The organism is Desulfonatronum thiosulfatophilum (assembly GCF_900104215.1).
GTDB classification, from domain to species: Bacteria; Desulfobacterota; Desulfovibrionia; order Desulfovibrionales; family Desulfonatronaceae; genus Desulfonatronum; species Desulfonatronum thiosulfatophilum.
Genome location: NZ_FMXO01000012.1, coordinates 116,167 through 139,775 on the forward strand (window position 1 = coordinate 116,167; position 23,609 = coordinate 139,775).

The 23,609-nt window shown below is 54.2% G+C and carries 26 protein-coding genes and 2 pseudogenes; 20 read left to right on the forward strand and 8 right to left on the reverse strand.

What is annotated here, in order from left to right:
- Nucleotides 1–10: 10 nt before the first annotated feature.
- Genes BLP93_RS11240 through BLP93_RS11250 form a run of 3 tightly spaced genes read right to left on the reverse strand, consistent with a single transcriptional unit; the run spans nucleotide 11 to nucleotide 3,473 of the window.
- A complete protein-coding gene (locus BLP93_RS11240; RefSeq protein ID WP_092121510.1) occupies nucleotides 11–1,384 on the reverse strand; it encodes a sigma-54-dependent transcriptional regulator in 1,374 nt (457 codons plus the stop codon).
- Nucleotides 1,381–2,034, reverse strand: a complete 654-nt coding sequence (locus BLP93_RS11245) for a hypothetical protein (RefSeq protein ID WP_092121512.1) — start codon at nucleotides 2,032–2,034, stop codon at nucleotides 1,381–1,383. Before BLP93_RS11245 ends, BLP93_RS11240 begins: the two co-directional genes overlap by 4 nt.
- The gene (locus BLP93_RS11250; RefSeq protein ID WP_161946300.1) at nucleotides 2,031–3,473 is read right to left on the reverse strand and encodes a sensor histidine kinase; all 1,443 of its coding nucleotides are present in this window, start codon (nucleotides 3,471–3,473) and stop codon (nucleotides 2,031–2,033) included. Before BLP93_RS11250 ends, BLP93_RS11245 begins: the two co-directional genes overlap by 4 nt.
- Nucleotides 3,474–3,955: 482 nt before the next feature.
- Between BLP93_RS11250 and BLP93_RS11255 the strand changes: the two genes are divergently transcribed.
- From BLP93_RS11255 to BLP93_RS17715, 15 genes and pseudogenes are all read left to right on the forward strand, one after another.
- Nucleotides 3,956–4,969, forward strand: a complete 1,014-nt coding sequence (locus BLP93_RS11255; RefSeq protein WP_092121527.1) for an N-acyl amino acid synthase FeeM domain-containing protein — start codon at nucleotides 3,956–3,958, stop codon at nucleotides 4,967–4,969.
- A 24-nt stretch (nucleotides 4,970–4,993) separates the two neighbouring features.
- Entirely contained in the window at nucleotides 4,994–5,296 is a 303-nt protein-coding gene (locus BLP93_RS11260) for a hypothetical protein (RefSeq protein ID WP_139162985.1), read from the forward strand.
- Between the two features lie 131 nt (nucleotides 5,297–5,427).
- Nucleotides 5,428–5,805, forward strand: coding sequence for a circadian clock KaiB family protein (locus BLP93_RS11265; RefSeq protein ID WP_092121532.1), 378 nt, complete (start codon nucleotides 5,428–5,430; stop codon nucleotides 5,803–5,805).
- Between the two features lie 663 nt (nucleotides 5,806–6,468).
- Nucleotides 6,469–6,939 (forward strand): NapC/NirT family cytochrome c, encoded by a 471-nt coding sequence (locus BLP93_RS11270; RefSeq protein WP_092121533.1) that lies wholly within the window; start codon nucleotides 6,469–6,471, stop codon nucleotides 6,937–6,939.
- Nucleotides 6,932–8,494 carry an ammonia-forming cytochrome c nitrite reductase subunit c552 gene (locus tag BLP93_RS11275; protein ID WP_092121536.1) on the forward strand — a complete coding sequence of 521 codons (1,563 nt, stop codon included), beginning with the start codon at nucleotides 6,932–6,934 and terminating at the stop codon, nucleotides 8,492–8,494. The genes BLP93_RS11270 and BLP93_RS11275 overlap by 8 nt, the downstream gene beginning before the upstream one ends.
- Before the next feature lie 641 nt (nucleotides 8,495–9,135).
- Nucleotides 9,136–10,338, forward strand: a complete 1,203-nt coding sequence (locus BLP93_RS11280; protein WP_208596631.1) for a PQQ-dependent sugar dehydrogenase — start codon at nucleotides 9,136–9,138, stop codon at nucleotides 10,336–10,338.
- A 104-nt stretch (nucleotides 10,339–10,442) separates the two neighbouring features.
- Nucleotides 10,443–12,143 (forward strand): adenine deaminase, encoded by a 1,701-nt coding sequence (gene ade / locus BLP93_RS11285; protein ID WP_092121588.1) that lies wholly within the window; start codon nucleotides 10,443–10,445, stop codon nucleotides 12,141–12,143.
- Between the two features lie 126 nt (nucleotides 12,144–12,269).
- Nucleotides 12,270–13,160: a DUF429 domain-containing protein gene (locus tag BLP93_RS11290; RefSeq protein WP_092121538.1), complete on the forward strand. Its 891-nt coding sequence runs from the start codon at nucleotides 12,270–12,272 to the stop codon at nucleotides 13,158–13,160.
- 42 nt (nucleotides 13,161–13,202) lie between these two features.
- Complete coding sequence (locus BLP93_RS11295) at nucleotides 13,203–13,595, forward strand: ACT domain-containing protein (RefSeq protein WP_139162986.1); 393 nt, start codon at nucleotides 13,203–13,205, stop codon at nucleotides 13,593–13,595.
- Nucleotides 13,596–14,137: 542 nt separating this feature from the next.
- The gene (locus BLP93_RS11300; RefSeq protein ID WP_092121542.1) at nucleotides 14,138–14,833 is read left to right on the forward strand and encodes a phospholipase D family protein; all 696 of its coding nucleotides are present in this window, start codon (nucleotides 14,138–14,140) and stop codon (nucleotides 14,831–14,833) included.
- 78 nt (nucleotides 14,834–14,911) lie between these two features.
- The gene (locus BLP93_RS17705; protein WP_425248226.1) at nucleotides 14,912–15,061 is read left to right on the forward strand and encodes an ACT domain-containing protein; all 150 of its coding nucleotides are present in this window, start codon (nucleotides 14,912–14,914) and stop codon (nucleotides 15,059–15,061) included.
- Nucleotides 15,031–15,099, forward strand: a pseudogene (locus BLP93_RS17710) (ACT domain-containing protein); the annotation flags it as partial. The gene BLP93_RS17705 and the pseudogene BLP93_RS17710, both read left to right, overlap by 31 nt.
- 12 nt (nucleotides 15,100–15,111) lie before the next feature.
- Nucleotides 15,112–15,432, forward strand: a complete 321-nt coding sequence (locus BLP93_RS17415; RefSeq protein WP_244148727.1) for an ACT domain-containing protein — start codon at nucleotides 15,112–15,114, stop codon at nucleotides 15,430–15,432.
- Nucleotides 15,383–15,760: a ribbon-helix-helix domain-containing protein gene (locus tag BLP93_RS17235; RefSeq protein WP_208596634.1), complete on the forward strand. Its 378-nt coding sequence runs from the start codon at nucleotides 15,383–15,385 to the stop codon at nucleotides 15,758–15,760. The genes BLP93_RS17415 and BLP93_RS17235 overlap by 50 nt, the downstream gene beginning before the upstream one ends.
- 20 nt (nucleotides 15,761–15,780) lie before the next feature.
- Nucleotides 15,781–16,203: pseudogene (locus BLP93_RS17715) on the forward strand (type II toxin-antitoxin system PemK/MazF family toxin); the annotation flags it as partial.
- On the opposite strand, the gene BLP93_RS11320 reads toward BLP93_RS17715, so the two are convergent.
- The 3 genes from BLP93_RS11320 to BLP93_RS11330 form a co-directional block, all read right to left on the reverse strand.
- Entirely contained in the window at nucleotides 16,174–16,443 is a 270-nt protein-coding gene (locus BLP93_RS11320) for a hypothetical protein (protein WP_092121552.1), read from the reverse strand. The pseudogene BLP93_RS17715 and the gene BLP93_RS11320 overlap by 30 nt on opposite strands.
- A gap of 329 nt (nucleotides 16,444–16,772) precedes the next feature.
- Nucleotides 16,773–17,339: an SRPBCC family protein gene (locus BLP93_RS11325; protein WP_341844799.1), complete on the reverse strand. Its 567-nt coding sequence runs from the start codon at nucleotides 17,337–17,339 to the stop codon at nucleotides 16,773–16,775.
- A gap of 100 nt (nucleotides 17,340–17,439) precedes the next feature.
- A complete protein-coding gene (locus BLP93_RS11330; RefSeq protein ID WP_092121562.1) occupies nucleotides 17,440–18,153 on the reverse strand; it encodes a DNA alkylation repair protein in 714 nt (237 codons plus the stop codon).
- 252 nt (nucleotides 18,154–18,405) lie between these two features.
- Here BLP93_RS11330 and BLP93_RS11335 point away from each other — a divergent pair, with 252 nt between their 5' ends.
- Nucleotides 18,406–19,290, forward strand: coding sequence for an alpha/beta fold hydrolase (locus tag BLP93_RS11335; RefSeq protein WP_092121589.1), 885 nt, complete (start codon nucleotides 18,406–18,408; stop codon nucleotides 19,288–19,290).
- 85 nt (nucleotides 19,291–19,375) lie between these two features.
- A complete protein-coding gene (locus BLP93_RS11340; RefSeq protein ID WP_161946301.1) occupies nucleotides 19,376–19,804 on the forward strand; it encodes a YybH family protein in 429 nt (142 codons plus the stop codon).
- A 179-nt stretch (nucleotides 19,805–19,983) separates the two neighbouring features.
- Here BLP93_RS11340 and BLP93_RS11345 read toward each other — a convergent pair whose 3' ends face one another.
- Both BLP93_RS11345 and BLP93_RS11350 read right to left on the reverse strand, forming a co-directional pair.
- Entirely contained in the window at nucleotides 19,984–20,448 is a 465-nt protein-coding gene (locus BLP93_RS11345) for a type II toxin-antitoxin system YhaV family toxin (RefSeq protein WP_092121567.1), read from the reverse strand.
- Nucleotides 20,448–20,762, reverse strand: coding sequence for a type II toxin-antitoxin system PrlF family antitoxin (locus BLP93_RS11350; protein WP_092121569.1), 315 nt, complete (start codon nucleotides 20,760–20,762; stop codon nucleotides 20,448–20,450). Before BLP93_RS11350 ends, BLP93_RS11345 begins: the two co-directional genes overlap by 1 nt.
- Nucleotides 20,763–21,138: 376 nt before the next feature.
- Here BLP93_RS11350 and BLP93_RS11355 point away from each other — a divergent pair, with 376 nt between their 5' ends.
- The 3 genes from BLP93_RS11355 to BLP93_RS16695 all read left to right on the forward strand — a co-directional run.
- Entirely contained in the window at nucleotides 21,139–22,317 is a 1,179-nt protein-coding gene (locus tag BLP93_RS11355) for an ATP-binding protein (RefSeq protein ID WP_092121571.1), read from the forward strand.
- Between the two features lie 141 nt (nucleotides 22,318–22,458).
- Nucleotides 22,459–23,202 carry an alpha/beta fold hydrolase gene (locus tag BLP93_RS11360; RefSeq protein ID WP_244148729.1) on the forward strand — a complete coding sequence of 248 codons (744 nt, stop codon included), beginning with the start codon at nucleotides 22,459–22,461 and terminating at the stop codon, nucleotides 23,200–23,202.
- A gap of 201 nt (nucleotides 23,203–23,403) precedes the next feature.
- On the forward strand, nucleotides 23,404–23,609 hold a 206-nt coding region (locus tag BLP93_RS16695; RefSeq protein WP_482156189.1), incomplete at its 3' end, for a transposase.

Here is a 23,609-nt window from a genome sequence, read left to right on the forward strand (position 1 = left end):
CAAGAAGAGATTACTCCTGGAATCTTTCTCCCCGGAGGGGGATTTCAATGCCGTACTTGCGCACTTTGTAATGCATCGCGCGCCGGCTGATGCCCAGAAGCTCCGCGGCGTCCTTCTGCACCCAGTTCATCTGCTCCAGGGCGCGCATGATCGTTTTACGTTCGCTCTCATCCAGGGAGAGGGGAGCATCGATAATGTGTGTCGGCGGTTCGCTTTCCAGTTGAATGTCTTCGGGTTCGAGCACGATACGGTCGGACAGGAGCGCGCTGGCTTCCATCACATGCCGCAGTTCCCGAACGTTGCCCGGCCAGGAATGATTGGTCAGACACCGTAGTGTCGAGGCGGACAGGCTGGGGCACTTGATGCCTGATTTTTTGCAAAACAATTGCAGAAAGTAATCCGCCAGGAGAGGGATGTCCTCACGGCGTTCCCGCAATGGCGGGACCTGTAGGCGAACGACTTTCAACCGATAGTACAGATCCTCGCGAAAGGTCCCCTGGCGAACCATGGACAACAGGTCGGCATTGGTCGCCGCGATTACCCTGCAGTCGACGGTGGATGTCCGGATTTCCCCCAGCTTGCGCACGGTCCGTTCCTGTAGAAATCGAAGCAGCCTGGTCTGCATTTCCGAAGAAATGTTTCCGATTTCATCCAGAAACAGGGTTCCGCCCTGGGCCGCCTGGATCAGGCCCTGCTTTTCCTGCACGGCATGAGTGAATGCTCCTTTGACGTGCCCAAAAAGCTCACTTTCGAGAAGCGAAGCCTGGGTGGTGCCGCAATCAACCACAACAAGGGGGCCATTGGAGCGGCTGCTTAGACGATGCAGCATTTTGGCCACAAGTTCCTTGCCTGTTCCGGATTCTCCTTCGATCAGGATCGTTACCTCGCTGGGCGCAACGCGTTTAACCAGTGCAAGAACGGCGGCCATTGCCGGACTATTGCCGGTGATCAGCCCCACCTGGGTTAGATCAAGGCAGTCGCCGGGAGCCGCGGGAGCGTCCTGCCGGGCTAGCAGGGCATTGATTTTCTCGACGAGTTCCCGCCCATCAAACGGTTTGGTCAGATAGTCGGCGGCACCTTGTTGAACCATGGCGACGGCTTCCGGAATGCGCCCGTAGGCTGTTAGCAGAATGATCTGGGTGTTCGGCCATGTGGCCTTGATTTCCTGCAACAATTCCGGGCCGTTCATGCCGGGCATCTTGACATCGGAAAGAACCAGATCCACCGGCTGTTCGGCCAGTCTTTCCAGAGCCTGTTCCCCGTTGGTCGCGGCAAGAACTTGATAGCCCGCGGAACTCAATCTGGTTTGCAACAGATGGAGTATGTTTGGGTCATCATCCACCACCAGGATGCTTTGCTGTAAGGATGTGTCGCTGGTGTTCAATTGGTTGCTCCAGGCGTGACAGGTTGGCGTTTTTGTTGTTCCAACTTTTGAAATAATGCTTCAAGTTCCTCAACCTGCTGCCTCAGCCTGGTTGTTTCTTTCCTCAGCGTTTCGATTTTTTGGGACTGGGAGCGAGACTCGGCGCGAAGGGATTGGTAGCTCAGGCTTTGCTGTCGCAGTTCAACCAATTTTAATAGGAACGGTTCCAGAAGCTCGTAGCTGAAATGATTTCGAGGTCCTTGGAAGTTCGAAAACAGCAGTTCCAAATCAGGCAGCTTCTGGGTGATGTCTTCATTGGCTTGCAATATCAACAAATCCGACAAGGCCGCGCCGAGCAAAGCCTTGTCCTGCAATTCCGGGTCGTCCGTCTCCAGGACTACCTGGACAAATTGTTTATACGCTTTGGTATAGTTGTGCTTTTTATACAGGGCTAGTGCCTGTTGCAGCTTCTCATTGCAACGACTCGACTCGCTATTCATGGGGGTCGAGAATGTTTCCTTGAAGTAACCTTCAGCGTCTTCCGGATTGGGCGCGTCAGCTTTTCTTACGTACTCGTCCCAAGAAAAATCATGGTAAGCGCAACTCCAGATTCCCGTGCCCAGCAGCAACAAAAGAAGACAAGATGTAACCCAGAAAATGGCTCGATTCATATTCTCATTTCCTTCTGGGGCTCAGCCGTCAGAGGCAAGGTGAAACAAAAGGTGCTGCCTCGTGAAGAGGAGTCATCCAGCCAGATTTCGCCTGAGTGTGCTTCGATGATTTGGCGGGATATGCCGAGTCCGAGCCCGGCGCCGTCGGTAATCTTTTTGACGTCGTTGCCGCGGTAATAACGCTGGAAAACGAATTTTTTTTCTGATTCCGGAATGCCTGGTCCTTGGTCGGTCACGCACACTTGAAGCATTTTCAGGTGTTCGAGGACGGTAAGGTTGACATGGACCGTTGAGTCCGGGGGAGCAAATTTCATGGCATTGCCAAGGAGGTTGAAAAGTACCTGTTGGATATGGTCCCTGTCGGCAAGAACCGTCACTGGCGATGGAGAGGAGTGAAGCCGTGTGGCGATGTGTTTTTTATCGGCTACAGGACGAATCCGTCGCAACGAATCGATCACCAGTTCCTGTGCGGATGTTATTTGTAAATTAAGTTCCAAACTGTTTGATCCAAGATAGGATATCTGCATCAGCCGTGTCAAAAGATCGGACAAACGGCGCGTCTCGTTTTGAGCTATGTCCAGATACGCGGCCTGGCGTAACTCGACTTCGCCAAGGATGCCCTCCTGAACAAGGCTGATGGACTCGCGGATACTTGTCAGCGGGGTCCGGATTTCGTGGCTGAGCATGGTTATGAAATCGGCTCTCATTTGTTCCTCCGCCAGAAGACGCGCCCCCATTTCGTTGAAGGCCTTTGCCAGTTCCCCCAGTTCATCCGATGATCTTATTCGTATCGGTTGAAACTCCTCGTCCTTGGATACCCGAAGAATGCCCCTGCGGAGTTCGCGTAAGGAGCGGTTCAGATAGACGGCAATTGCTGAACTTGCCGTAACTCCAAAAAAAGTGGCCGCCAAAAGCCCCAGCAGCCCCCATTGTTGCGCCTCGGCGCCCCGTGAGTACATCTCCTGGACCCGTCTGTTGATCTGGTCGATATAATGGAGTCGATCGCGGGAAATTGAGTTAATCCAGCTTCCAATAACTTCTTCATCGGGCATTGCGGCAATGGACTCCGCGATATCGGATGACGCGAGGTTTATCTGAAGGTCCGAAAGACCCGGGGAAAACCTGCGCTGATCATGTCCCCCAACCATCAGGTGAAGATTGTGCAGGTGTTCCCGGGAGGCGGTCAGATATTCTTCGCGACCGAGTATTTCATACTTTCGTATGTTTTCAAGATACAGGAGAAGCGTGTCCATGACCTGTTCGGTCAGGGCGACCATGGCAAAGTCCTCATCGACAATGCGTCCCGACGTGGAGACCACGTCGCGGATGCCCAAGAAAAGGTAGATGGTAATGGCGTAGAATATCGTGATCAGAACAAGGCACCAGGCAAGAAGTTTCTTTGTAATTCCAAAACGGAAACGATGAGTAGCGAAAGGCATATATCTCCAATGGCCGGCATGGGATAAGAACGTTTCAGGGAGAAGCTGAGTCAACGACAATTTGTAGATGAACGTCGCCGTCTCAAAACGCGGCGCCGGGGCGGCATGCCTCCACATGGTCCAGCCCATGTGGAAGTTGCCTTGGATGTTCCTTGGGATCAGGACGCTAACCCTCCACCACAAAGCGCACCATAAGCTTTTCGTGGCCCGGACTCAACTTCAAACCCGAGAAGAGTGCAAAAAGTGAAACAGCGAGGACTAAAAGGTAACCATCGTCCGCATGCGAAAGTTAAAAGTTGTGTAATATAAAATAGTTGTTTGCTGGTATGGGAGTTGCTTACGGGGAGTTAGGCTTGGGGGCTGTAACGCCAAGACTTGGCACCCTGCAAATAACTTTTAATTTTTTGTGAACATTAGAAATCTTCGGCGTACAGCTACATTCGATCTTGTGATTAAAATATCAAATTCATTGTGGAGGTTGAATGTCTTCATTCAATAAGAGGTGGCTCAGATTTCCGCATCGTGTGAAATCATATGAAAAAAATTCAGAAAGGTTTGACGAAATGGGGCATGTCTTTAAAATTGCTGCTTCTTGTGATGATCTATGGCAATCTTTCAGATTGATCTATGATCAATATCTTCATGAAGGCTATATTTCTGAAAGAAAAAACAAAATTTTCTTTACGAAATATCACCTTCTTCCTGAAACAACCGTGTTCAGCGCCAAGCACGGGTGTGAAACATTGGCCACAGCAACGCTGGTGTATGATTCACATTTGTTCGGATTGCCGATGGATCATCTTTACCAGGATGAACTCGATGTGCTGAGAAACAAGGAAAGAAAAATCCTTGAAATTTCTTCATTGGCAAGTGTGATGGCTACGGAATGGCAGGGAGTCGTGATGAATTTTATTCGATTAGTGTTCCTCTACAGCACGTTCCAGAAGGTCAACGACATATGCATCATGGTCAATCCGAAACACGCCGATTTTTACATTAAATCATCACCTTTCAAGATGTTCGGAAAAGAGAAGTTTTATCCGAAGGTGAAAGCCCCCGCTGTGGCTCTGCGCGCGGATGTGGATGAGATAAGGGATTTTTACGAGAATTCAAGTTTTATTGTTTCGGTCGAAGACCACCTTTCTTCACTCTATCATTCCCTGAAAATTAAACTCAGCTGCAATATTCTCGAATCGATCTGCAGTTCCCAGAATTTCTCGGACAGCACGCCCAATCCCTTGAACGGGGAATTCATCTCCAACATTTTGCTGGAAGACAAAGATGTCTCCAACCAGTTGGCTTCAGCGGAAGTCAGAGCCTTTCTCCGGGAGGCATACCCGGGAATCCGTTTTGAAAAGGCGAGCCCACGGAAAAGCAACCACCGGGTTCCAGATTTAGTAAAGAAAGAATTATCCAAGACTGGATCCCGGCTGATGTGGACAGGGGCGTTGGCCGCCCAGGCGAACCTGAAGTGGAATACCGCGGTTGAGTACTGACATATGAAGCGGGCGGAGATGAAAATGAAACAGAATACCTCGCTGCCGGTTGATGAACAACTTCTTACCGAAGTCTCCATGCGGGTCGGAACCCTGCTGATCAGCATCCAAAACTCAAGAACACCAAAAGCAATTTTCGTTTTTGGCGACACGGAAATGGATATGGTTTCAATTCATGCCAAAAGATTTGATAAACTTGTCCAGCAATTTCCGGATCACTTCCTCGGCGTCTATGATTCAAAAGCCAGCTTTGAATGGCTGTTTGACGATGTACGCAGTTTCCTTGCAGACCTCCAAACCAAGCCTCGTCTCTCGAGTCGGTTTTGATCCAATCTCAGCATCGCTCTTATGATCTAGCGTCATCATTCTCAAGATACGGGCTCTCCTTTTTGGGATTTCCGTACCATCGGCCCCTTGGGTCCCAAACCCGTGGACAAACAATCCAGGAGGATCGTCGGATGCTCGCCACGAACAACAAGCAAATGCTTAAATCAGACCACGCCAAGCCAACCCGAAGACCGATGGATGGAATTTTGGCCACTTTGAGCAATCCTGGTCATTTTTCAGATACGAAAAAAACATGTCATTTCACCCTCTTCATAACAGGGAATGGCAAGAATTCTCAGATTGCCAGCAAGAATCTCGCAAAACTTTGTGCAGGCGAATTGGCCGGAGTCTGCACCATGGAAATCGTCGACATCTTGGAAGACTTTGCCTCCGCGGTGAACCACAATATTCTTGTTACCCCCACCTTACTGGTAACCACCCTCCATAAAACCACGATGATCACAGGAAAATTGAGTAATCTTCGGAAAATTCGCGCTGCCCTGCGCTGATTGTCGTGTAGCCACGACCCGATATCTTCAATCCTGCGTTAGCAACTGGAGCTCGCCAAGGCTGCTCCGCGGAGCTCCGGGACCAGAAAATCAAGACAGCTGTCATGCTCGCAAGAACGCTTCCCTGCGTTTACAGGTCGCCGCCGGCTCGCGGCTTTGGCGTCGGTCCGGATGCCCTTCTCTCCTGCCTGCAACGCCGGGATAGAAATCCTGCACGAGGAAGTTGGGCGTCCAGAATCATTTTGAAGCCGGCACCGTTTCCGACGCTGCTTTTGCGCTTGACCTGGCCCTTCCCTGCATGCTTATGATGTTCCTAAACATATTTGGACAACGTCCGGTCCATGGGCTGTTTGCAAGGGGTTGGGAAAGTCCTTTGGTAAGGCATGCAAAAGCATGTAGGTCGTAGTTAATCAAAACAGGCAAAACATGATCTGGATGCTCGCCTCCGCGGGCATGACGAGCATAATGAGATGTTTCATTTCAAGTCACTCTCGCGAATGCGAGGATCCAGTCATCTGCAGGTTGTTGGGCGTGCCCGTTTACTGAGCAATTACCGCGTATCATTTGAGCTTCACCCTCGCCCAGCCGTGATGTTTGGGACAGCCGGCAGCTGAAACTCATTAGGGATCGGACAGCTTTCACCATCAGCCAAGGAGGTGAATTATGGTGAAATTCCTCGATCGAGGAAAGGTGACCGTACTGTTGCTGCTGCTTGTTGGAGCCGTGCTGTTTGCTGGAGCGGCTTATTCCGTGAGAGCCACGGATCAGCCGGAGTTCTGCGGCAGCTGTCACGTGATGTACGAAGCTGTTCGTACGCATCAAATGTCCGCTCATGCCAATCTGGCTTGCAATGAATGCCATGCACCCGATGCGGCCATCCCCAAGATGATTTTCAAGACGCGTGCCGGAGCCAAGGACATTTATCAAAACGCCTTCGGTGATGTTTACGACGTAATTCATGTCACCGAAAGGACCCGGCAGGTCGTCAATGACAGCTGCATCCGGTGTCATTCCACGACAATCCGGAATGTCGCCGATAAAATCACCGAGGCCAAGGAATGTACGGCATGTCACAGGTCGTTGCCGCACATGTCCAGGTTGCCGATATCAGAAAGGAGAGTGGCGGATGAATAGATTCATTACTTATACTTTTTGTTTTGGGCTGGTTCTGGGGACCCTGGTCCTGTTCGGCTGCACCGAGCTGCCGGAACCGGTGACGCCGACATACGAGACCACCTTGCCGGTAACGGAAGTCAGAAACAGTATGTTTGAACCCTTTTTCCCGATTCACTATCGAACTTATCTGGAAAACAACGACGATACCCAGATGACTGAGTACGGCGGTTCCGTGCCCCATGAAAAACACCTCTGCGAAGATCTTCCGCGCGGATGGAAATATTGCCAGCCGTACCTGAAGAACCTGTGGATGGGCTATCCCTTCAGCTTTGAATACAACCGGGCCAGGGGCCATACCTATGCCCTGTACGATCTGTTGCATATCGACAGGATCAATCGCTACAGCGAACAGGCCGGACTGCCCACGACCTGTTACAACTGCAAGTCCGCCAAGATGATCGACTGGGTCGATGAATACGGCGACGACTTCTGGGCCATGGAATTCCATCAGTTCCGGGAGGAACTGGACCTTCAAGACCATACCATCGGCTGCGCCAACTGCCATGATCCCAGGAACATGGAGTTGCGCATCACCAGCGTGCCTCTTGATGAAGCCTTGAAGCAGCAGGGCAAGGACTGGCGCGAGGCCTCGCGCAATGAGATGCGGTCTCTGGTCTGCGCGCAGTGCCATGTGGAATACTATTTCCAGGACAAGGCCCACGGACCTCCGGGCAAACCCATATTTCCCTGGGCCCTGGGTCTGGATCCGGAAGACATGTACGAATACTACAAGGGGCACGGCCACACCGACCGGGAAGGCTTTGAAGGCCATTTCATCGACTGGACCCATGCCGTTTCCGATACGCCGATGATCAAGATTCAGCATCCGGAATACGAAATGGCCTATGACGGCATACACGGTGCAGCCGGGGTCTCCTGCGCGGACTGTCACATGCCGTATCGACGCCTGGACGGAAACCGGAAAATCTCGTCGCATCTCTGGACTTCCCCGCTGAAGGCCACCGACGGCATCCGGCGCACCTGCGGGCAGTGCCATACGGACAAGAGTCCAGAGTACTTGAAGGGCCGGGTGATCTACCATCAGGAACGCACCTGGGAGCAGCTGCTGGTCGCCCAGGAGCTTTCGGTCAAGGCCCATGAAGCCGTGCGCCTGGCTGAAGAGTACACCGGGGGAAGGAATGCCAACTTCAGCCAACTGATGATCAACGCCCGGGAACGCATCCGCAAAGGCGCCATGTTCTGGGATTTCGTCTCCGCGGAGAACAGCGCCGGTTTCCATAATCCGACCAAGGCCCTGGAAACCCTGGCCAGATCGCAGCAGTACAGCCAGCAGGCGGTGGACTATGCCATGCAAGCCACCATGTACGGCATTGCTCCGTACCTTGAGGGGGACATCAAGGATATCGTTCCCCCGATCAAGGAGCACAGCCGAAAACTGCAGCAAAGCCAGGAACATCTCGATTCCCACACCTGGCTGGGCTATCTGCCGCTGCTGCCGGAAGCGGATCTGGTCTGGGATCTCAATCGCCGGGTAAACGCGCAACCGGAATAGATTCCTGAATTTGTGAAACAAAAGGTCCATGGCAGACAAGCTGTCATGGACCTTTTTTACTTTCCTTGGGCATCAACACCTTTTGCCAATTTGCCCCCGGCGGTTGCGCATACGTCGGCAAGACCGAGGCGATGTGAATCGCCTGGTCCTTTCGCCGCTTTGGCCATTTACCTCTGAACTCTGCTTGGTGCAAAAAAAAGTACAACAGGCTGTAGAAAAATCCCTGCTGGCTGCGTTGCTACATAAAAAATCAAACCTTCACGTATGGCTAAATGCGCTTCGGCCTTGATTCGATTGCCAGGAAGGCAAATCGAAAATGTGGCGTAGCCACAGCCCGTAGGGGCCGGACACAGGACGTGTTCGGATAGCTTTTATTGCGCCTTGCCAGCAGGTTTGAACAGCCTGTGGATTCGGAATTTATCGACACTCTGTTAGAAGTTCCGTCATTCTTCGTGCCTCTTTTTTGTCCTCGTCGTGACAAGCGGAACATCATTGAAGCGAGGCCGGTTTTTAGGTCGAGCCGAGATGTTGCTGCGAGGAGGGCGGAGCGACGGGATCGTGCCGCTTTGCGGAACTTGGGTCACATCCAGTGGACTGACATGCTTCAGATAACTATATCCTCAAAAAAAGGAGATGAAGCCATGAAATCACTTTCCTTCTTGTCCTGTTTTTTCTCGAAGCTGACTCGGTCCGGGGCCATGCTTGCCCTGGCGGCTACTCTGGTCGCGTTTCCGGCATGCGGCAATGCCGAACAGGCAGCCTATCACGTCGCCACGGTTGCCGAGGGGCTGGACACGCCATGGGCTATGGCTTTCCTGCCGGGCGACGGTCGCATCCTGGTGACCGAGCGCGGCGGAAGGCTGCGGATTGTCGATCCGGGCAGCGGCGATATCGGCGAGCTGACCGGAGTGCCTGAGGTCGATGCACGCGGCCAGGGAGGGCTCCTGGACATTGCCGTACATCCCGCCTTTCCCGAGGAAGGCTGGGTCTACCTGACCTGGGCGGGTGAGGACCGGGGCCGCACCGCCACGCATCTGGGGCGCGCGATGCTCGATCTCGACGAGCTTGCGCTGTCGGACCTCGAAGTGCTTTATGTCGCAGATCCGTTCTTTGACTCGACGGCACATTACGGCTCGCGCATCGTGTTTCGCGACGGCTATGTCTTCGTCGGCTTCGGCGACCGAAACTTCAAGAACTTCGGACCCGACCACATCGCCCAGGACATCTCCAATGCGAATGGTGCGACCATCCGTCTGGCGCTGGACGGATCGGTGCCGGAGGACAACCCTTTTGTCGGTCAACAGGACGCGGATCCGGCCATCTGGTCCTACGGACACCGCAATATCCAGGCCATGACGGTCCATCCTGATACCGGCGCGATCTGGCTGGCGGAGCACGGCGAGTCGGGCGGCGACGAGATCAACATCGTGACCCGGGGCGGCAACTATGGCTGGCCCCTGGCCAGCTACGGCGTCGACTACCGCACGGGCCAACCCTTCGCCGTCCCCCATGACGAGACCGATGAGTTCATCGCACCGGTCCATCACTGGGGCCCAGGCCGCACGGACCACTTCCCGCCTTCGGGAATGACCTTCTACACCGGCGAGGCCTTTGCCGAATGGCAGGGACATCTGCTTGTCGGCAACCTCTACCACCGCTATCTGGGTCTGTTTGCCGTTGACGGCGAATCCGTCTCGTCCCCGGAACGACTTCTTGAGGGTAGGGGCTTGCGGATCCGCGACGTGGCCGTGTGCCCGGGAGACGGCTCGATCTACGTGATCGCCGACGACAGCGACTCGCCGCTGCTGCGGCTTGAGCCGACCGCCAATGACGCTCGGCAGTAAGGGGACCATTCAGGTGCAGTTCCGGGCATGAATGAGTTCATGCCCGAATTGCACGGCGCATTCCGCTTACACCTCAACACCGTCAAGAGGACCTTTTGTTGTCCATGGAAAAACAACAGACAATGATCGCCGCGGCCAGAGGCCGGAGCCTCGCGGATTTGCTGATCACCAATATCCAGTTGGTGAACACCCTGTCCGGCGAGATCCATCCAGCCAACGTCGCGGTTCGTGACGGCGTTGTCCTGGGCTTCGAGGACTATCCGGCCCGCAAGACCGTGGACGGCGGCGGCGTCTATCTCTGTCCCGGGTTTGTCGAGGCCCACATTCACATCGAATCCACCCTGCTCGCGCCGCCGGTCTTCGCCGGGGTCGCGGCGGCCAGGGGCACGGCCGCGGTGGTCTGTGACCCTCATGAGATCGCCAATGTTCTCGGGGTGGAGGGCATCGAGTATGTTCTCCAGTCCACGCGGGATTTGCCGATCTCCATCTACTGCATGTTCCCCTCCTGCGTTCCAGCCACGCACCTGGAAAACTGCGGAGCCAGACTGGGCGTTGTAGAAATGCAATTTCTTATAAACAAGTACCCCGGCCGATTCCCTGGACTGGGGGAGATGATGAACTTCCCGGGAGTGATTCACGGTGATCCGGACGTGCTGGCCAAGCTGGAGCTGGCCAGGGATCTGGTCATCGACGGACATGCTCCCGGACTGACGGGCATGGACTTGAACGCCTATATCGTGGCCGGGCCGGGCAGCGACCATGAATGCGTGCAGTTGGAGGAAGCCAGGGAAAAGCTGCGCAAGGGAATGCACGTCATGATCCGGCAGGGGACGTCTGAACACAACATTGCCGAGTTGCTGCCCATGGTCACGGATAGCAACTGGCCGGGTTTCTCCCTTGTTTCCGACGATCGCCATCCCGGAGACTTGGCCAGACTGGGCCACATGGACGAAAATTTGCGACGAGCCGTGCAGTTGGGGCTCGAACCGGTCCGAGCCGTACAGATGGCGACCATCAACCCGGCCCGCTATTTCGGCCTCAAGCACAGGGGGGCGATAGCTCCGGGTTACCGGGCCGATCTGGTTCTGGTGGAGGATTTGAAAGACTTCAAAATCAACAAGGTTTACCTGGGCGGCGTTGCCCTGGAGGAATGCTCCTTCAACGCCGCGGTCGCTCCGCCCGGCAACTCCATGCACATCCGGAAACTGAACGAGCACTCCTTCGCCATTCCCGCGAACGGAACAACGGCACGGGTCATCGAGATCGTTCCCGGGCAGATCGTCACCAATGCAGCTTTGGGGCGTCCCGTAATTCACGACGATCTGGCTCTGGCCGATCCGTCCTCCGACCTGGCAAAGCTGGCCGTTGTGGAGCGCCACCGAGCCACGGGCAATATCGGTCTGGGGTTCGTGCGCGGATTGGGGATGCAGCGCGGAGCCCTGGCCTCCACCGTGGCCCATGACTCGCATAATCTGATCACCGCCGGAACCAATGACGCGGACATGCTCGTCGCAGCCCGCGCGGCACAAGACATGGGCGGCGGGCTGGTGGCGGTGCGGGACGGCAATGTCCTGGCGGCTCTGCCGCTGCCAATAGCCGGCCTGATGAGCGACAAGCCCCTGGAGGAGGTGGTCCGGGCCATGGAAAAGCTGTCTACGGCCTGCGAAGACATGGGCCTGACCCACCCCAATCCCTTCATGGTCCTCTCCTTCCTGGCCCTGCCGGTCATTCCGGAACTGAAGCTGACGGACAAGGGACTGGTGGACGTCAACCGGTTCGAACTGGTGGGGCTATGGGCTGACTGAGCCAAGGCAATTGCCAAATTCGGAGTGGGTTTTAAACCCGGAATTGGAGGGTCGGATTTGCAAGTTTGACAATAACACTTGTTGCTCGGGCGATAGATAAATGTTCAGCGTGAGGGAACCGTATCCATGACAACCCTGCTCGTCGGGTTCGATTCAGCATGGACCCCCACCAACTCCGGTGCCCTCGTCGGGGCGCTTCGAACTGATGACGGGAAGTTCCGGGGACTCGGCTCGCCGCAGGTGGTGAACTACAGCAAAGCTGAAGGCACGATTCTTGGCTGGCAGTCACAGCATAATCCGGAGGCAACGATCGTGCTGATCGATCAGCCGACGATCGTGAAGAACGCCTCGGGTCAGCGACCAGTCGAGAACCTTGTCGGGTCGCCGGTGAGCCGTCGGTACGGCGGGATGCAGCCAGCAAACACAACCAAAAAGGAGATGTTTGGCGAGGATGCACCGGTTTGGCGGTTTCTGGCCCGGTTCGGCGGTCCCGCGAATCCCCTTGAACAGCTGACGGGAACGTGGGTGATCGAGACCTACCCTGTGCTGGCAATGATCGCGCTTGGATGGACGCTGCCGGATTTACGCCCTACAGGGCGGCTGCCCAAGTACAACCCCGAGCGGAGGAAGACCTTTTCGATCTCCGACTGGCGGCACGTCTGCCAACGAGCGTCGAGCGCACTCCAAGTGCGTGGACTTTCGGGGATCGCTACATGGCTCGACGGCGTTGCTCAGAGCAATGCGCCACGGAAGTGTGATCAGGACGGTCTGGATGCTTGTATCTGCCTTCTTGCCGCACTGCACCTAGTCGAGACGAGAGAGTGCATGATGGTCGGGAGTTTGGACACGGGTTACATCGTGGTGCCTCACGCAGATAGTCTGTACACGGAACTTCACGCTCGCTGTGAACAAACTAGTCGAACGGCATCGGAGTGGGTACGGTTATTCAGTCTGACAACGATCTCAGGAGCACTGCCGGGGCCGTCCGGTAACAGCATGCAGCGGACGGAGAGATAACAGTGGTTCTCGAAAAATTTCTTCTCGTCCGCAGGCCTCTACGTGGCCGCTGATACAAGACCATCACACCGCTTTCCTCCTGCCATGAACGCCGAAACCGAACTCCAAACCCTGATCGCCACCATGAAGCCGTCCCTTCATGCGCAGCCTTATGTCTTCTGTTCCATCGATGAAGTTGTTTTCGCTAGGCTTCCCTTCATTCCGCTGGGTACGTTTCACGAACCGGAAGGCGTAACGATTATCGCCACCCGGGAGCAGGCCAGTGACAGCGGCTTGGAATTCGATATGTCCTGGGCTTGCGTCACGCTGGAAGTGCGTTCGTCGCTCATGGCGGTCGGCTTCCTGGCGCTCATTACGGCCCGCCTTGCCCGTACGGGCATCAGCGTCAAACCGGTTTCGGCCTTCCAGCATGATCAACTGTTCGTCCCCTGGTAAATGAAAGAGCACGCCTTGGCCGAACTCATCGAACTGAGCCACTCGCGCTGTGAGAACATGCGTAATGCCATACGCATTTTTAAAGCTCGTTTCCGAGGGTGAGGCTGATGTCAGAGAAGGGCGTGTTGAAAGCCAGGAAGAAGTTCAAAATATTGAGAGTGGGTTGCAGTTAATAAAAGCATGAACGAGGAACTCGATTGCGGCGAAAGACCGAAGCCGGATTGGACAGACAGCATTACCGTGGGAACCAGTGCATTTGTGGAGAGCGTTCAGGTGAAGCTTGAATAAGGCGGTTGGGAGAAGAATCCTTGAAAACGGCACCAACCCACGATATGTGCTTCGTGAGACACCATAACTCTTACAATGCGCACTTTGAGGACGAAGTTGGGTTCTAAAACAGAGTGGCCCTTTTTTTTAAATTTTTTATTTTGAATTCGGAGCGTTATGTCATGTCGGACCCGAAAAAAATCGAATAAATATAGCGGCTATGCTCTGATCTGACGTTATCACTGGATCAACCCTAACCATCATCCGGAGTCACGATGGCAAAGTTTCTGAACACAAGTGCGACAAATTACTTCCTTGAAGAACTCATAAAGAGCGCCAGGGACCGGCTCATCCTCATCAGCCCGTTTCTTCGTCTAAATGACAAAATCAAGGAACTTCTCGAAGACAAAAACCGCCTCAAGATTGATGTTCGCGTCGTTTATGGCAAGAGCGAGTTACAGCCTGAAGAAATCAACTGGCTGAGGGAGCTTACCTACCTCCGAACAAGTTTTTGCAAGAATCTTCACGCGAAGTGCTATCTTAATGAAGAGCTTTCCATAATCACGAGCCTGAATCTCTACGAGTTCAGCCAAGTGAACAACAACGAAATGGGGGTTCTCATTCGGCGCTCAGAAGATCCGGAACTCTACAAAGACTCCTATGAAGAAGCACAGCGTATAATCCGTATCAGCGATGAAATTCGCATTTCCATTGAAACCGTCGAAAAAGAAGCGGAGGCCTCTGTCGAAGGGGAGGACTCGACGCCCAATAAACTGACTACATCAAAGCTGGCCAAGATTGTTGGAGTCAAGACCAACGAACTAACTGAACGGCTGGTGAAGGCGGGCTATCTTGAAGTACGTGATGGTAAGAACTACATCACCGCCAAAGGCAAGGAAGCCGGTGGCGAGTTCCGCATGAGCCCCAAGTATGGCCCGTATTTTCTATGGCCCGAGAGTCTTCAGCCCTGAGGACTAACGAAAGCCTTGCATCCGACCGCGATCCGCACGTTGAGTCTTGGCGGTTTTTTACTCCAAAGCCCACCTGCCGTGAACGCCGAAACCGACCTTCAAACCCTGATCGCCTCCATGAAGCCGGCTCTTCATGCGCAGCCGTACGTCTTCTGTTCCATCGACCAAGCTGTTTCGCCAGGCTCCCCTTCATTCCGCTGGGTACGTTTCACGAACGGGAAGGCGTAACGATTATCGCCACCCGGGAGCAGGCCAGTGACAGCGGGTTGGATTTTGATATGTTCTGGGCATGCATCACCCTGGAAGTGCGTTCGTTGCTCACAGCGGTCGGCTTCCTGGCGCTCATCACGGCCCGCCTTGCCCGTGCGGGCATCAGCGTCAATCCGGTTTCGGCCTTCCATCATGATCACCTGTTTGTCCCCTGGGAAATGAAAGAGCATGTCTTGGCCGAACTCATCGAGCTGAGCCGCTCGCGCTGTGAGAACATGCGTAATGCCATACGCATGTTAAAGCTCGTTTTCGAGGGTGAGGCTGATGTCGGAGAAGGGCGTGTTGAAAGCCAGGAAGAAGTTTTCCATAAAATTGAGAGTAGCGGATAAGCCCAGATGTTTTTATAAGAAGCGTAGGTTTCTGGGATCATCCCTTTTAAACGGCCTTGCCTGCTGGCATCAACATGGTCATACTTTTGGTATGAAAACAGCAGTCTCCATTCCAGATCCCGTTTTCGCCAAGGCTGACCGCTACGCTCGGCTTGTTAACAAGTCGAGGAGCCAGATTTTTTCCGAGGCCCTACGTGAGTATCTTGCTCGCCATTCACCCGATGAAGTGACCGAGGCGATGGATCAAGCGCTTGAGACGATTGAAGAACAGCGCGATTCGTTCGTCGCCAAAGCCAGTGAGCGGGTCCTGAGGCAAGCGGAGTGGTAATATCTTAAGGGGACGTATGGTGGGCCGATCTTGGGGAGCTGGTTGGTTCCAGTCCTGGTTTCCGACGACCGGTGGTTGTCGTCCAGGAGGATGGCCTTAATCGCAGTCGGATCGCGACTGTTGTCTGCGTGCCGCTGACCAGCATTCTCCGATGGGCCAATGCTCCGGGGAATGTGGAATTGACCTCTCGGGTCACAGGGCTCCCAAAAGACTCAGTGGCCAATGTCTCCCAGATTATCACCATTGACCGGGATCTACTCGGGGAATGCATTGGAAAACTCCCTCAGGCAAAGCTGCTGCTCATCCTCGCTGAATCGACACAGTCTTGGGCAGGTAGTTTCCGCCATGCTTTCCTTCATTCCAACCGTCACGTCTCACACTCGGGAAGAGCAAACACTCGCCATCATCCAGGCTTAATCTTCGTATTCCTGCCGAGAGCGTGAAAAGCTCCGCCCCTGTTCATCCAGGGATTGACGATACCTGACACAGCCTCGCAAGAACTGTGGCCACTCGGGCACGACCGGGACGGGATCGGTCTTTTCCGGCAGCAGTGACCACAAATCCGGGTGATGCCAGCACAAATCATGTCCTGAACTGTCCCGGTGGGAGCGAATGCCGTTCCTGAGCCGTATCGCCTCGGCGATCAGCTGCTCACGAGTCATTGACTGCAGATCATCATCCATGACTTATTCTCCAAATGTTGAATCTAGTGCCGCATCAGTTAGGATGCCGAAGAGAGACCGCGAACACGGTCTTGGTGCGGCTGGATGCGTTTCCAAAATTCGAGCTAAGCCAATGTCTCCTCGGAAAATGCATTGAAAGCTCCCTCAGGCAAAGCTGCTGCTCATCCTCGAATCGACACCGTCTTGGGCAGGTAATTTTCTCAAAGCTTTGCTTCATTTTGCTGGGTATGTTTCACGAACGGGAAAAAGGCGTAGATTATCTCCGCCCGGCTGTAGGCCAGTGACAGCGTTTTGGATCCGCGATGGCGTCTTCAAAAGTCCAGCGGTCTTCAGCTCGATTCGCAAACAGCCTTCAGAAGCTCCAAGGCCCGCGGCCATCCTGCGTTGAACATTTCTTCGAAATTCTCGTGAGTCGTCATTTCGATCAACAGTTCCGTCTGACCGTTTTCACCGTTGAAGATGTACGTCTCTGTCGCTCCAATCCACGATTCGGCCATTTCGCTTGAGACGTCTTCACTGCCGTCTTTGTTGATCATGGCCACGTGCCTGGCTTTCAGTCGCTCATGGGGGACGACTTCGTCCAAGACGGCCTTGGTGCCGCCCAGATCCGGATCAATGAACAGAATGGTCTCCCCTTGTTCCCATTTTCCGATAAACTGGGAATTCGGCGAGAAGGCCTGGGTCCATTGTCGGTAGTCCGATGGGTCGAGCATGTGCTTCCACACTGCTTCTTTTGGTGCGTTGATTCTGATCGAGTAGGTCAGGGTTTTTATATTATGCTCCTTTTCGCCTGCCGTCTGACAGTGGGCAATCAAAGGGCCGCCAACAGCATCGGCCGTGGATGCCGAAGAGAGACCGCGAACACGGTCTTGGTGCGGCTGGATGCGGCGCTCCAAAATTCAAGCAAAGCCAATGCCAACAATAGGATCCCGCTCAAGGGGACAAGCCGTCATTGTACTTGTCTCTCAGGGGTGATTGTTCTCCCGGCAACGGCCTTCACTTCACTCTTCCCATTGCTTCGTCCCTCCATTCCCGCGGCATTTTTTCAATTGCATAGCGCAAGGCGGTCCTGGGCATGACTGTTTTTCTGGCGAGAACATACTCGAATACTTCTTTTTGATGGGCCTGGCTTGCTGACTTCAGCATCCAGCCGTACCCCTTCCGAACCAGATCGTCCGCGTCCATGAGCAGGATGTCGGCCAATGCGAACACTTCCCGCAGGAATTTGCCCCGTCTGGCCGGAATGATCAGGGATACGGCGGATGCACGACGCATCCAGCGATTGGGCGATTTGGCCCAGGATTGCAGATTGGGCAGGTTTTCGGGATACATTTCGAGAAACGAGCCGATGGTATGGTTGCAGAGGGTGTCGCAGGAAGCCCAGTTGGCGACGTAGCGATCGACCCATCTTTCAAAGACCTGAAAATCGCCGCGTTCATAATATTTGCTCAGAGCATGCGACCAGTTGCAGGCAATGAAGCTTTCCTCCAGATATCCCGATTTCCACAGCTCTTCACAGAGATCAAAGATCGGCTCTTTGTCCATCATTCTGATTTCTTTGAAATACTTTTTAGCGATCCTGGTCACGACCGCCGTTCTGACCCCGTGCAGTTGAACCTGTTCCCGAAAGAACCGCTGTCCGCTGCTTTTCGTCCTGGGATCAGCTTCATGCTCCAGGTCCACTCGCATTCTCCGGATAATGTCGTCCATTCGTTGCTCCTTGCTGCTGTTTCGCCGGCATTCTTGAAAATGTCATCCGCAGGAAAAACGTCAACAAGTCGCCTGTCAAGCAAAACAAATTGCGGCACAAGAGCAAGGTGATCACATAATGGAACCTGTTTTGCAAAAAACATGTTCAAGATTCCGGTACGGCCGGAATTTTCTGAATGTGAGAAAGTACAGGAAAGAACAGGAACGGCTTCGGGATCATCCTGCATTGCCGTTTCACTGGAGGAGAGCGATATGGAACTACCGGAACTGACGAAGTTTGTGATTGAAGATGGCGAAATGGCGGCCCGATTGGCGGGAGATCGGGAGAAGCCGGCGCTGCTCCTGATCCATGGTTTTCCAAGCTCCTCGACATCGTTCCGGGAGGTGATCGGTCCCCTCGCGCGGGACTGTTTCGTGGTCGCCCCGGATCTTCCGGGGTTCGGGAGTTCCGGGCCAATTGAACGGCCTTCGTTCTCTCGGTATGCGGACATAATCCATGGACTGCTCGTACAGCTCGGGATCAAGTCCTGCCACCTCTATCTCCACGATTACGGCGCGGCAGTCGGGCTGCATATCGCCACGCGCAATCCCGGCGGCATACGCAGCCTCATTATCCAGAATGCCAATGCCCATGAAAGCGGGATGGGGCCGCAATGGGAGGCGACCAGAGCCTATTGGGACGATCCCACACCGGAGCGGGAAGCGGAGGCGACCGCGCACCTGACCTTCGAGGGGACGCGGGATCAGTATGTTGCCGGAGTGCCGGAAGACATCGCCAGGCGCATCGATCCCCGGCTATGGGAAGAAGATTGGCGGATCATGTCGCTGCCCGGCCGGATCGAGACGCAGCGCGCGCTGGTGCTGGATTATCGCAGCCATGTCGCGCGATTCGCCCAGATCGCCGATTACCTGAAGCGCCGGCAACCGCCGGCCTTGATGCTTTGGGCGAGACACGACGTTTTTTTCGATCTCGAAGAGACGCTTTCCTGGATGAGAGCGCTGCCGCGAATGGAGGCCCACGTTTTCGACGCCGGTCACATGCTGCTCGAGACGCATTCGGCCGAATGCGCGGCGATGATGAGCGCGTTTATCAGGCGCGTGGAAGGATCGCGAAAACATCGTTCAGACAATTTGTAAAACATCCATGAACAGGCGGCGATGTCCATGGACGGTTCATCCAGGGCAGCGGCGTCGGGCAAATGGAGTATTTAGAGGGACCGGTATGGCGAAATCAGACAACAAGGAGAGCATCTGCGCGACGGTCAATGCGTTTGCGGATGCAATCCGGGGCAAGAACGCGCAGGGCGTGAGAGCCTGTTTCACTGAGGATTCCGTTGGTTATTATCTCGCACCCCCGCTTCAAGTGTCTCCTCATGAGGACGATCTGGAGGGTTGGTTCGCAACTTGGACCGGGTCGATTGGTTATGAGATGCGCGACCTGGAAACCACATCCGGCGAAGACATCGCCTACTGTCACTGCATGTGCCGCCTCACCGGAGCAAGAACGGACGGCACGGAGACCGATGTCTGGTATCGTGGAACTTTGTGCTTCCGCAAGATTGGCCGTCACTGGCAAATCACGCACATCCACGAATCGGTGCCGATGTATATGGACGGCACGTTCAGGGCTGCAATTGATCTCAAACCGTAGCGGAAAGAATCCTCGCCTGCCCCATGAGGATCGACACGAGCCGGAAACAACATAATACAAGACCTGACCCCATGATCCTTCGCGAGGAATCAACTCTTACAATGCCCATTTGATGGCGAAATCGGGGTTCTAAGGCAAAACAACAGTCTATCCAGAGCATAACTTTTAGATTCAATAGACTAGCTCGGTCCGGCCCCGAAAGGCCGAGATTCGGACTCGATGAGGAGCTGGTTCCAAGAATCGGGGGGATAGCCTTGAGCGAGCATCTTTTGGAAGACAGCATACGGATCGGTTTTCCCATGGGCTTGTCGCAAGGTCTTTTCGTCGTTGACCCAGGCATAGATGATGATTTTCGCAGTGGAGTCGTAACGGAAGAACAGACGAAAGCGTCTGCCGATCTTGGCCCTGCGCCAGTGGCGATGGGACTTGCCCAGGGTTGTGCCCTGACGATAGACCGAGCGGCTAGGGTCGCTTGGAATGGTTTCCAGCATCAGCCGCGAAAGGGCATGGAAAAGTTTAGCGTTGGCATTGCTCTGCCAGTCTGAGGGAGCCGCCGCCCTGGTCCGTTCACAGACCTCGGAAAGCCGTTGCAGTTGCCGGAGCAGGCAGTCATGAAAGAGCAATGTCCACCCGTGGCGCTGCATTACAGGGACACGTCCCCGGAGATTTCCTGATCAAGGTCTTGGTCATGTTCAAGTGCCGCGACCAGACTTTTGACAAGGTCATCCGGGAGAGTGGAAACATGGCGGCCATGGGCGATGTCCTGTTCCAGCAGATTCAGGAAAGATTCCAGGGCCGGATCGGTGTGCTCATCCTCCCCGGTGATCACAATTTCATCACCGCGCAGGGTGAAGGCCAGCTTGGAACCGGCATCAAGACCCAAGGCCTGGCGAATGGATTTGGGCAGGGTGACTTGGCCCTTGGAAGTCATGGTGGCCACTTCGCGGATTGTCGTCATGCTCTCTTCTCCATCTTTTTTGCTCACGGTAAGAATTTCTCCTTACGCGGTCAAGCTGACGCATTCATCCTTGCAAATGTAAAAGGACTTGGCACTATCCATACCTGAATGTTGAAAAAGTCCTAATCCACAGTCCGTTCAAAAACCCCAAGTGCAAGGAGCAAAAATAGCTATCCGGACACGTCCTGTGTCCGGCCCCTACGGGCTGAGGCGCTGCCACATTTTCGATTTGCCGTCCTGGCGATCGAATCAAGATCGAAGAGTATTAGTCATACGGGAGAGTTTGGAATTTTTGCAGCGACGCAGCAATTGGGGATTTTTCAATGGACTGATAAACTACCTTGCAAATTCACCACAAGATGGATAATTTGCAAGGATGATTCCGCGACGCATCCTTCCTTTCATCCAGTCGGCTCTGAAACGTCAAGCCGCGGTGGCCCTGATCGGGCCGCGTCAGGTGGGGAAAACCACGCTGGCCTTGGCCATCGGCAATGACCTTCCATCACTGTATCTTGACCTCGAAGATCCCGGAGATCGTCAGAAGTTGGCGGAGCCGGTTCTTTTTCTGAGCAGGTATGAGGACCGTCTGGTCATCCTTGACGAGATCCACCGTGTGCCGGAACTGTTTCAGTCCTTGCGAGGCATTATCGACCAGGGACGAAACCGTGGCCGGCGAGTCGGCCGGTTTCTGCTTCTCGGCTCCGCTTCCATTGAGTTGCTCAGGCAGTCGGGTGAAAGCCTTGCCGGTCGGATCGCATACGTGGATATGGGGCCGTTCGACGTGCTGGAGGTTGCGGATGTTCCGTCGAAACAGTTCGACCTCTGGATTCGTGGCGGTTTCCCGGACAGTTTTCTCGCTGAAGACGACCCGACAAGCCTGGCCCTGCGCAAGGATTTCATCCGGACCTACCTGGAGCGGGATGTTCCGATGTTCGGTCCGCGCCTGCCCGCGGAAACGATGCAACGATTATGGATCATGCTTGCGCATGGACAAGGCACGCTCCTGAACGCCTCCCGCATTGCGGCGAGCCTTGGGGTAAGCGCCCAAACCGTAACGCGGTATATCGACCTGCTCGTGGACCTGCTGCTGGTGCGCAGGCTGTCGCCATTCCATGCCAATCTGGGCAAGCGACTCGTCAAATCACCGAAAATCTATGTGCGCGACAGCGGCCTGCTGCACGCACTACTGGACATCTCAGACCATAATGAACTTGCCGGGCATCCCGTGGCTGGCGCGAGCTGGGAGGGATTTGTGATCGAGAATCTCCTGGCTGCGGCCCCGGTTCGGACCAGGGCGAACTTCTTTCGTACGGCAGCGGGCGCCGAAATCGACCTGCTGCTGAGATTTCCCGGTGACGAACTCTGGGCCGTCGAAATCAAGAACAGCCTGTCCCCCAAGCCTGAAAAAGGATTCCATCTCGCCCTCGCGGACGTGAAACCTTCTCGGGCATTCGTCGTCTATCCGGGAGAAGAACGGTATCCGATCAGTGAAACCACGGAAGTCGTCAGCCTCAATGAAATGTGCATGGTACTGGCGGGAAGGTCAGCGCCATAAAACCCGCATTGAATGGAAATGTTCGCGGGGAGGACGTGGGAGTCCAAGGGAGTAGAGCTCATGAGTAGTTGGGAGCTTTCCAGGTCTTATGACTTTGAGGGACGGGAAATTCGTTACGGTAGAGCAGGGGAAGGCCCGCCAATGGTGCTTGTACACGGGACACCCTGGTCGTCATTTACTCTCCGGCCTTTGATACGGCGGCTGTCCAAGGAATACTTGATCTACTATTACGATTTGCTGGGCTATGGACAGTCGAGCATGGCAAACGGCGACGTGTCGCTGGGTGTTCAAAATAGAGTTCTGGATAGCCTGCTTGACCACTGGGGGCTGGATGATCCTATTGTCGTTGGCCATGACTTTGGTGGCGCCACTGCCCTCAGAACTCACCTGCTGAATGATCGATCCTTCAAGAAAATAATTCTCATTGATCCGGTCGCGGTCTCTCCTTGGGGATCGCCATTTTTTCGGCATGTAAAAAAACACGAATCCGCTTTTGCAGGGGTGCCAGACTATATTCATGAGGCAGTGGTCCGGGCATATGTGCAAACGGCTGCCTTCAAGCCGCTTGAAAGCGCAACATTAGAGGGAATCGTTTCCCCGTGGACCAGCGAGCAAGGCAAGCCGGCCTTCTATCGCCAGATCGCCCAGGCAGATTCCAAATACACCGATGAAATTCAGCCCCTTTATCCGACTATCACCACCCCTACCATGATCCTGTGGGGGCGCGAGGATAGCTGGATACCGCTGGAGCGTGGACAAGAACTTCATGCCCTGATTCCGGGATCGGTCCTTCGCGTGATCGATGACGCCGGCCATCTCGTTATTGAAGAGAAACCGGATGAATTGGTGAAGGAAATACTGGATTTTTGCTCAGCTGAATGTTGAAAAAGCCTTATCCACAGCCCGTTCCAAATAACAAGTGCAAGGTGAAAAAAAACAAGATCGAAGCGTATTTAGTCTGCCCTGAAAATAGGTCAACTATTTAAAATTGTTTGACATTTTTTCTATTTCGTAGTACATTTTCAACCAGTTACTGCAGTATTTCTGTAATAAGCCGGTCGAAAAATCACTGATTTTGGAGTGACTATGAAGGCGAAAAAGAAAAATTGTAATCAAGGCAACTTCCTCTATCCGGATTTGTTGAAACAACTCAATCCCCATCATTCTCTGCTTCAACTGGCTAAACAGATCCCTTGGCAGCACTTCGATGATGAGTTTACGGTTTACTACAGCGAGAAAGGGCGCCCAGCAAAACCAATCCGGCTCATGGTCGGGTTGATGATCCTCAAGCA

Excerpts from the sequence above, each read along its gene's own strand:
- BLP93_RS11255 (WP_092121527.1), top strand. The coding sequence starts at position 3,956 with ATGTCTTCATTCAATAAGAGGTGGCTCAGATTTCCGCATCGTGTGAAA.
- BLP93_RS11275 (WP_092121536.1), top strand. The coding sequence starts at position 6,932 with ATGAATAGATTCATTACTTATACTTTTTGTTTTGGGCTGGTTCTGGGG.
- BLP93_RS11250 (WP_161946300.1), bottom strand. The coding sequence starts at position 3,473 with ATGCCTTTCGCTACTCATCGTTTCCGTTTTGGAATTACAAAGAAACTT.
- BLP93_RS11320 (WP_092121552.1), bottom strand. The coding sequence starts at position 16,443 with ATGGATGATGATCTGCAGTCAATGACTCGTGAGCAGCTGATCGCCGAG.
- BLP93_RS11350 (WP_092121569.1), bottom strand. The coding sequence starts at position 20,762 with ATGACGACAATCCGCGAAGTGGCCACCATGACTTCCAAGGGCCAAGTC.
- BLP93_RS11355 (WP_092121571.1), top strand. The coding sequence starts at position 21,139 with ATGATTCCGCGACGCATCCTTCCTTTCATCCAGTCGGCTCTGAAACGT.
- BLP93_RS11335 (WP_092121589.1), top strand. The coding sequence starts at position 18,406 with ATGGAACTACCGGAACTGACGAAGTTTGTGATTGAAGATGGCGAAATG.
- BLP93_RS11245 (WP_092121512.1), bottom strand. The coding sequence starts at position 2,034 with ATGAATCGAGCCATTTTCTGGGTTACATCTTGTCTTCTTTTGTTGCTG.
- BLP93_RS11290 (WP_092121538.1), top strand. The coding sequence starts at position 12,270 with ATGACAACCCTGCTCGTCGGGTTCGATTCAGCATGGACCCCCACCAAC.
- BLP93_RS11270 (WP_092121533.1), top strand. The coding sequence starts at position 6,469 with ATGGTGAAATTCCTCGATCGAGGAAAGGTGACCGTACTGTTGCTGCTG.
- BLP93_RS11340 (WP_161946301.1), top strand. The coding sequence starts at position 19,376 with ATGGCGAAATCAGACAACAAGGAGAGCATCTGCGCGACGGTCAATGCG.
- ade (WP_092121588.1), top strand. The coding sequence starts at position 10,443 with ATGGAAAAACAACAGACAATGATCGCCGCGGCCAGAGGCCGGAGCCTC.
- BLP93_RS17415 (WP_244148727.1), top strand. The coding sequence starts at position 15,112 with ATGTTCTGGGCATGCATCACCCTGGAAGTGCGTTCGTTGCTCACAGCG.
- BLP93_RS11360 (WP_244148729.1), top strand. The coding sequence starts at position 22,459 with ATGGTGCTTGTACACGGGACACCCTGGTCGTCATTTACTCTCCGGCCT.
- BLP93_RS11345 (WP_092121567.1), bottom strand. The coding sequence starts at position 20,448 with ATGCAGCGCCACGGGTGGACATTGCTCTTTCATGACTGCCTGCTCCGG.
- BLP93_RS11260 (WP_139162985.1), top strand. The coding sequence starts at position 4,994 with ATGAAACAGAATACCTCGCTGCCGGTTGATGAACAACTTCTTACCGAA.
- BLP93_RS11300 (WP_092121542.1), top strand. The coding sequence starts at position 14,138 with ATGGCAAAGTTTCTGAACACAAGTGCGACAAATTACTTCCTTGAAGAA.
- BLP93_RS11280 (WP_208596631.1), top strand. The coding sequence starts at position 9,136 with ATGAAATCACTTTCCTTCTTGTCCTGTTTTTTCTCGAAGCTGACTCGG.
- BLP93_RS11265 (WP_092121532.1), top strand. The coding sequence starts at position 5,428 with ATGCTCGCCACGAACAACAAGCAAATGCTTAAATCAGACCACGCCAAG.
- BLP93_RS11330 (WP_092121562.1), bottom strand. The coding sequence starts at position 18,153 with ATGGACGACATTATCCGGAGAATGCGAGTGGACCTGGAGCATGAAGCT.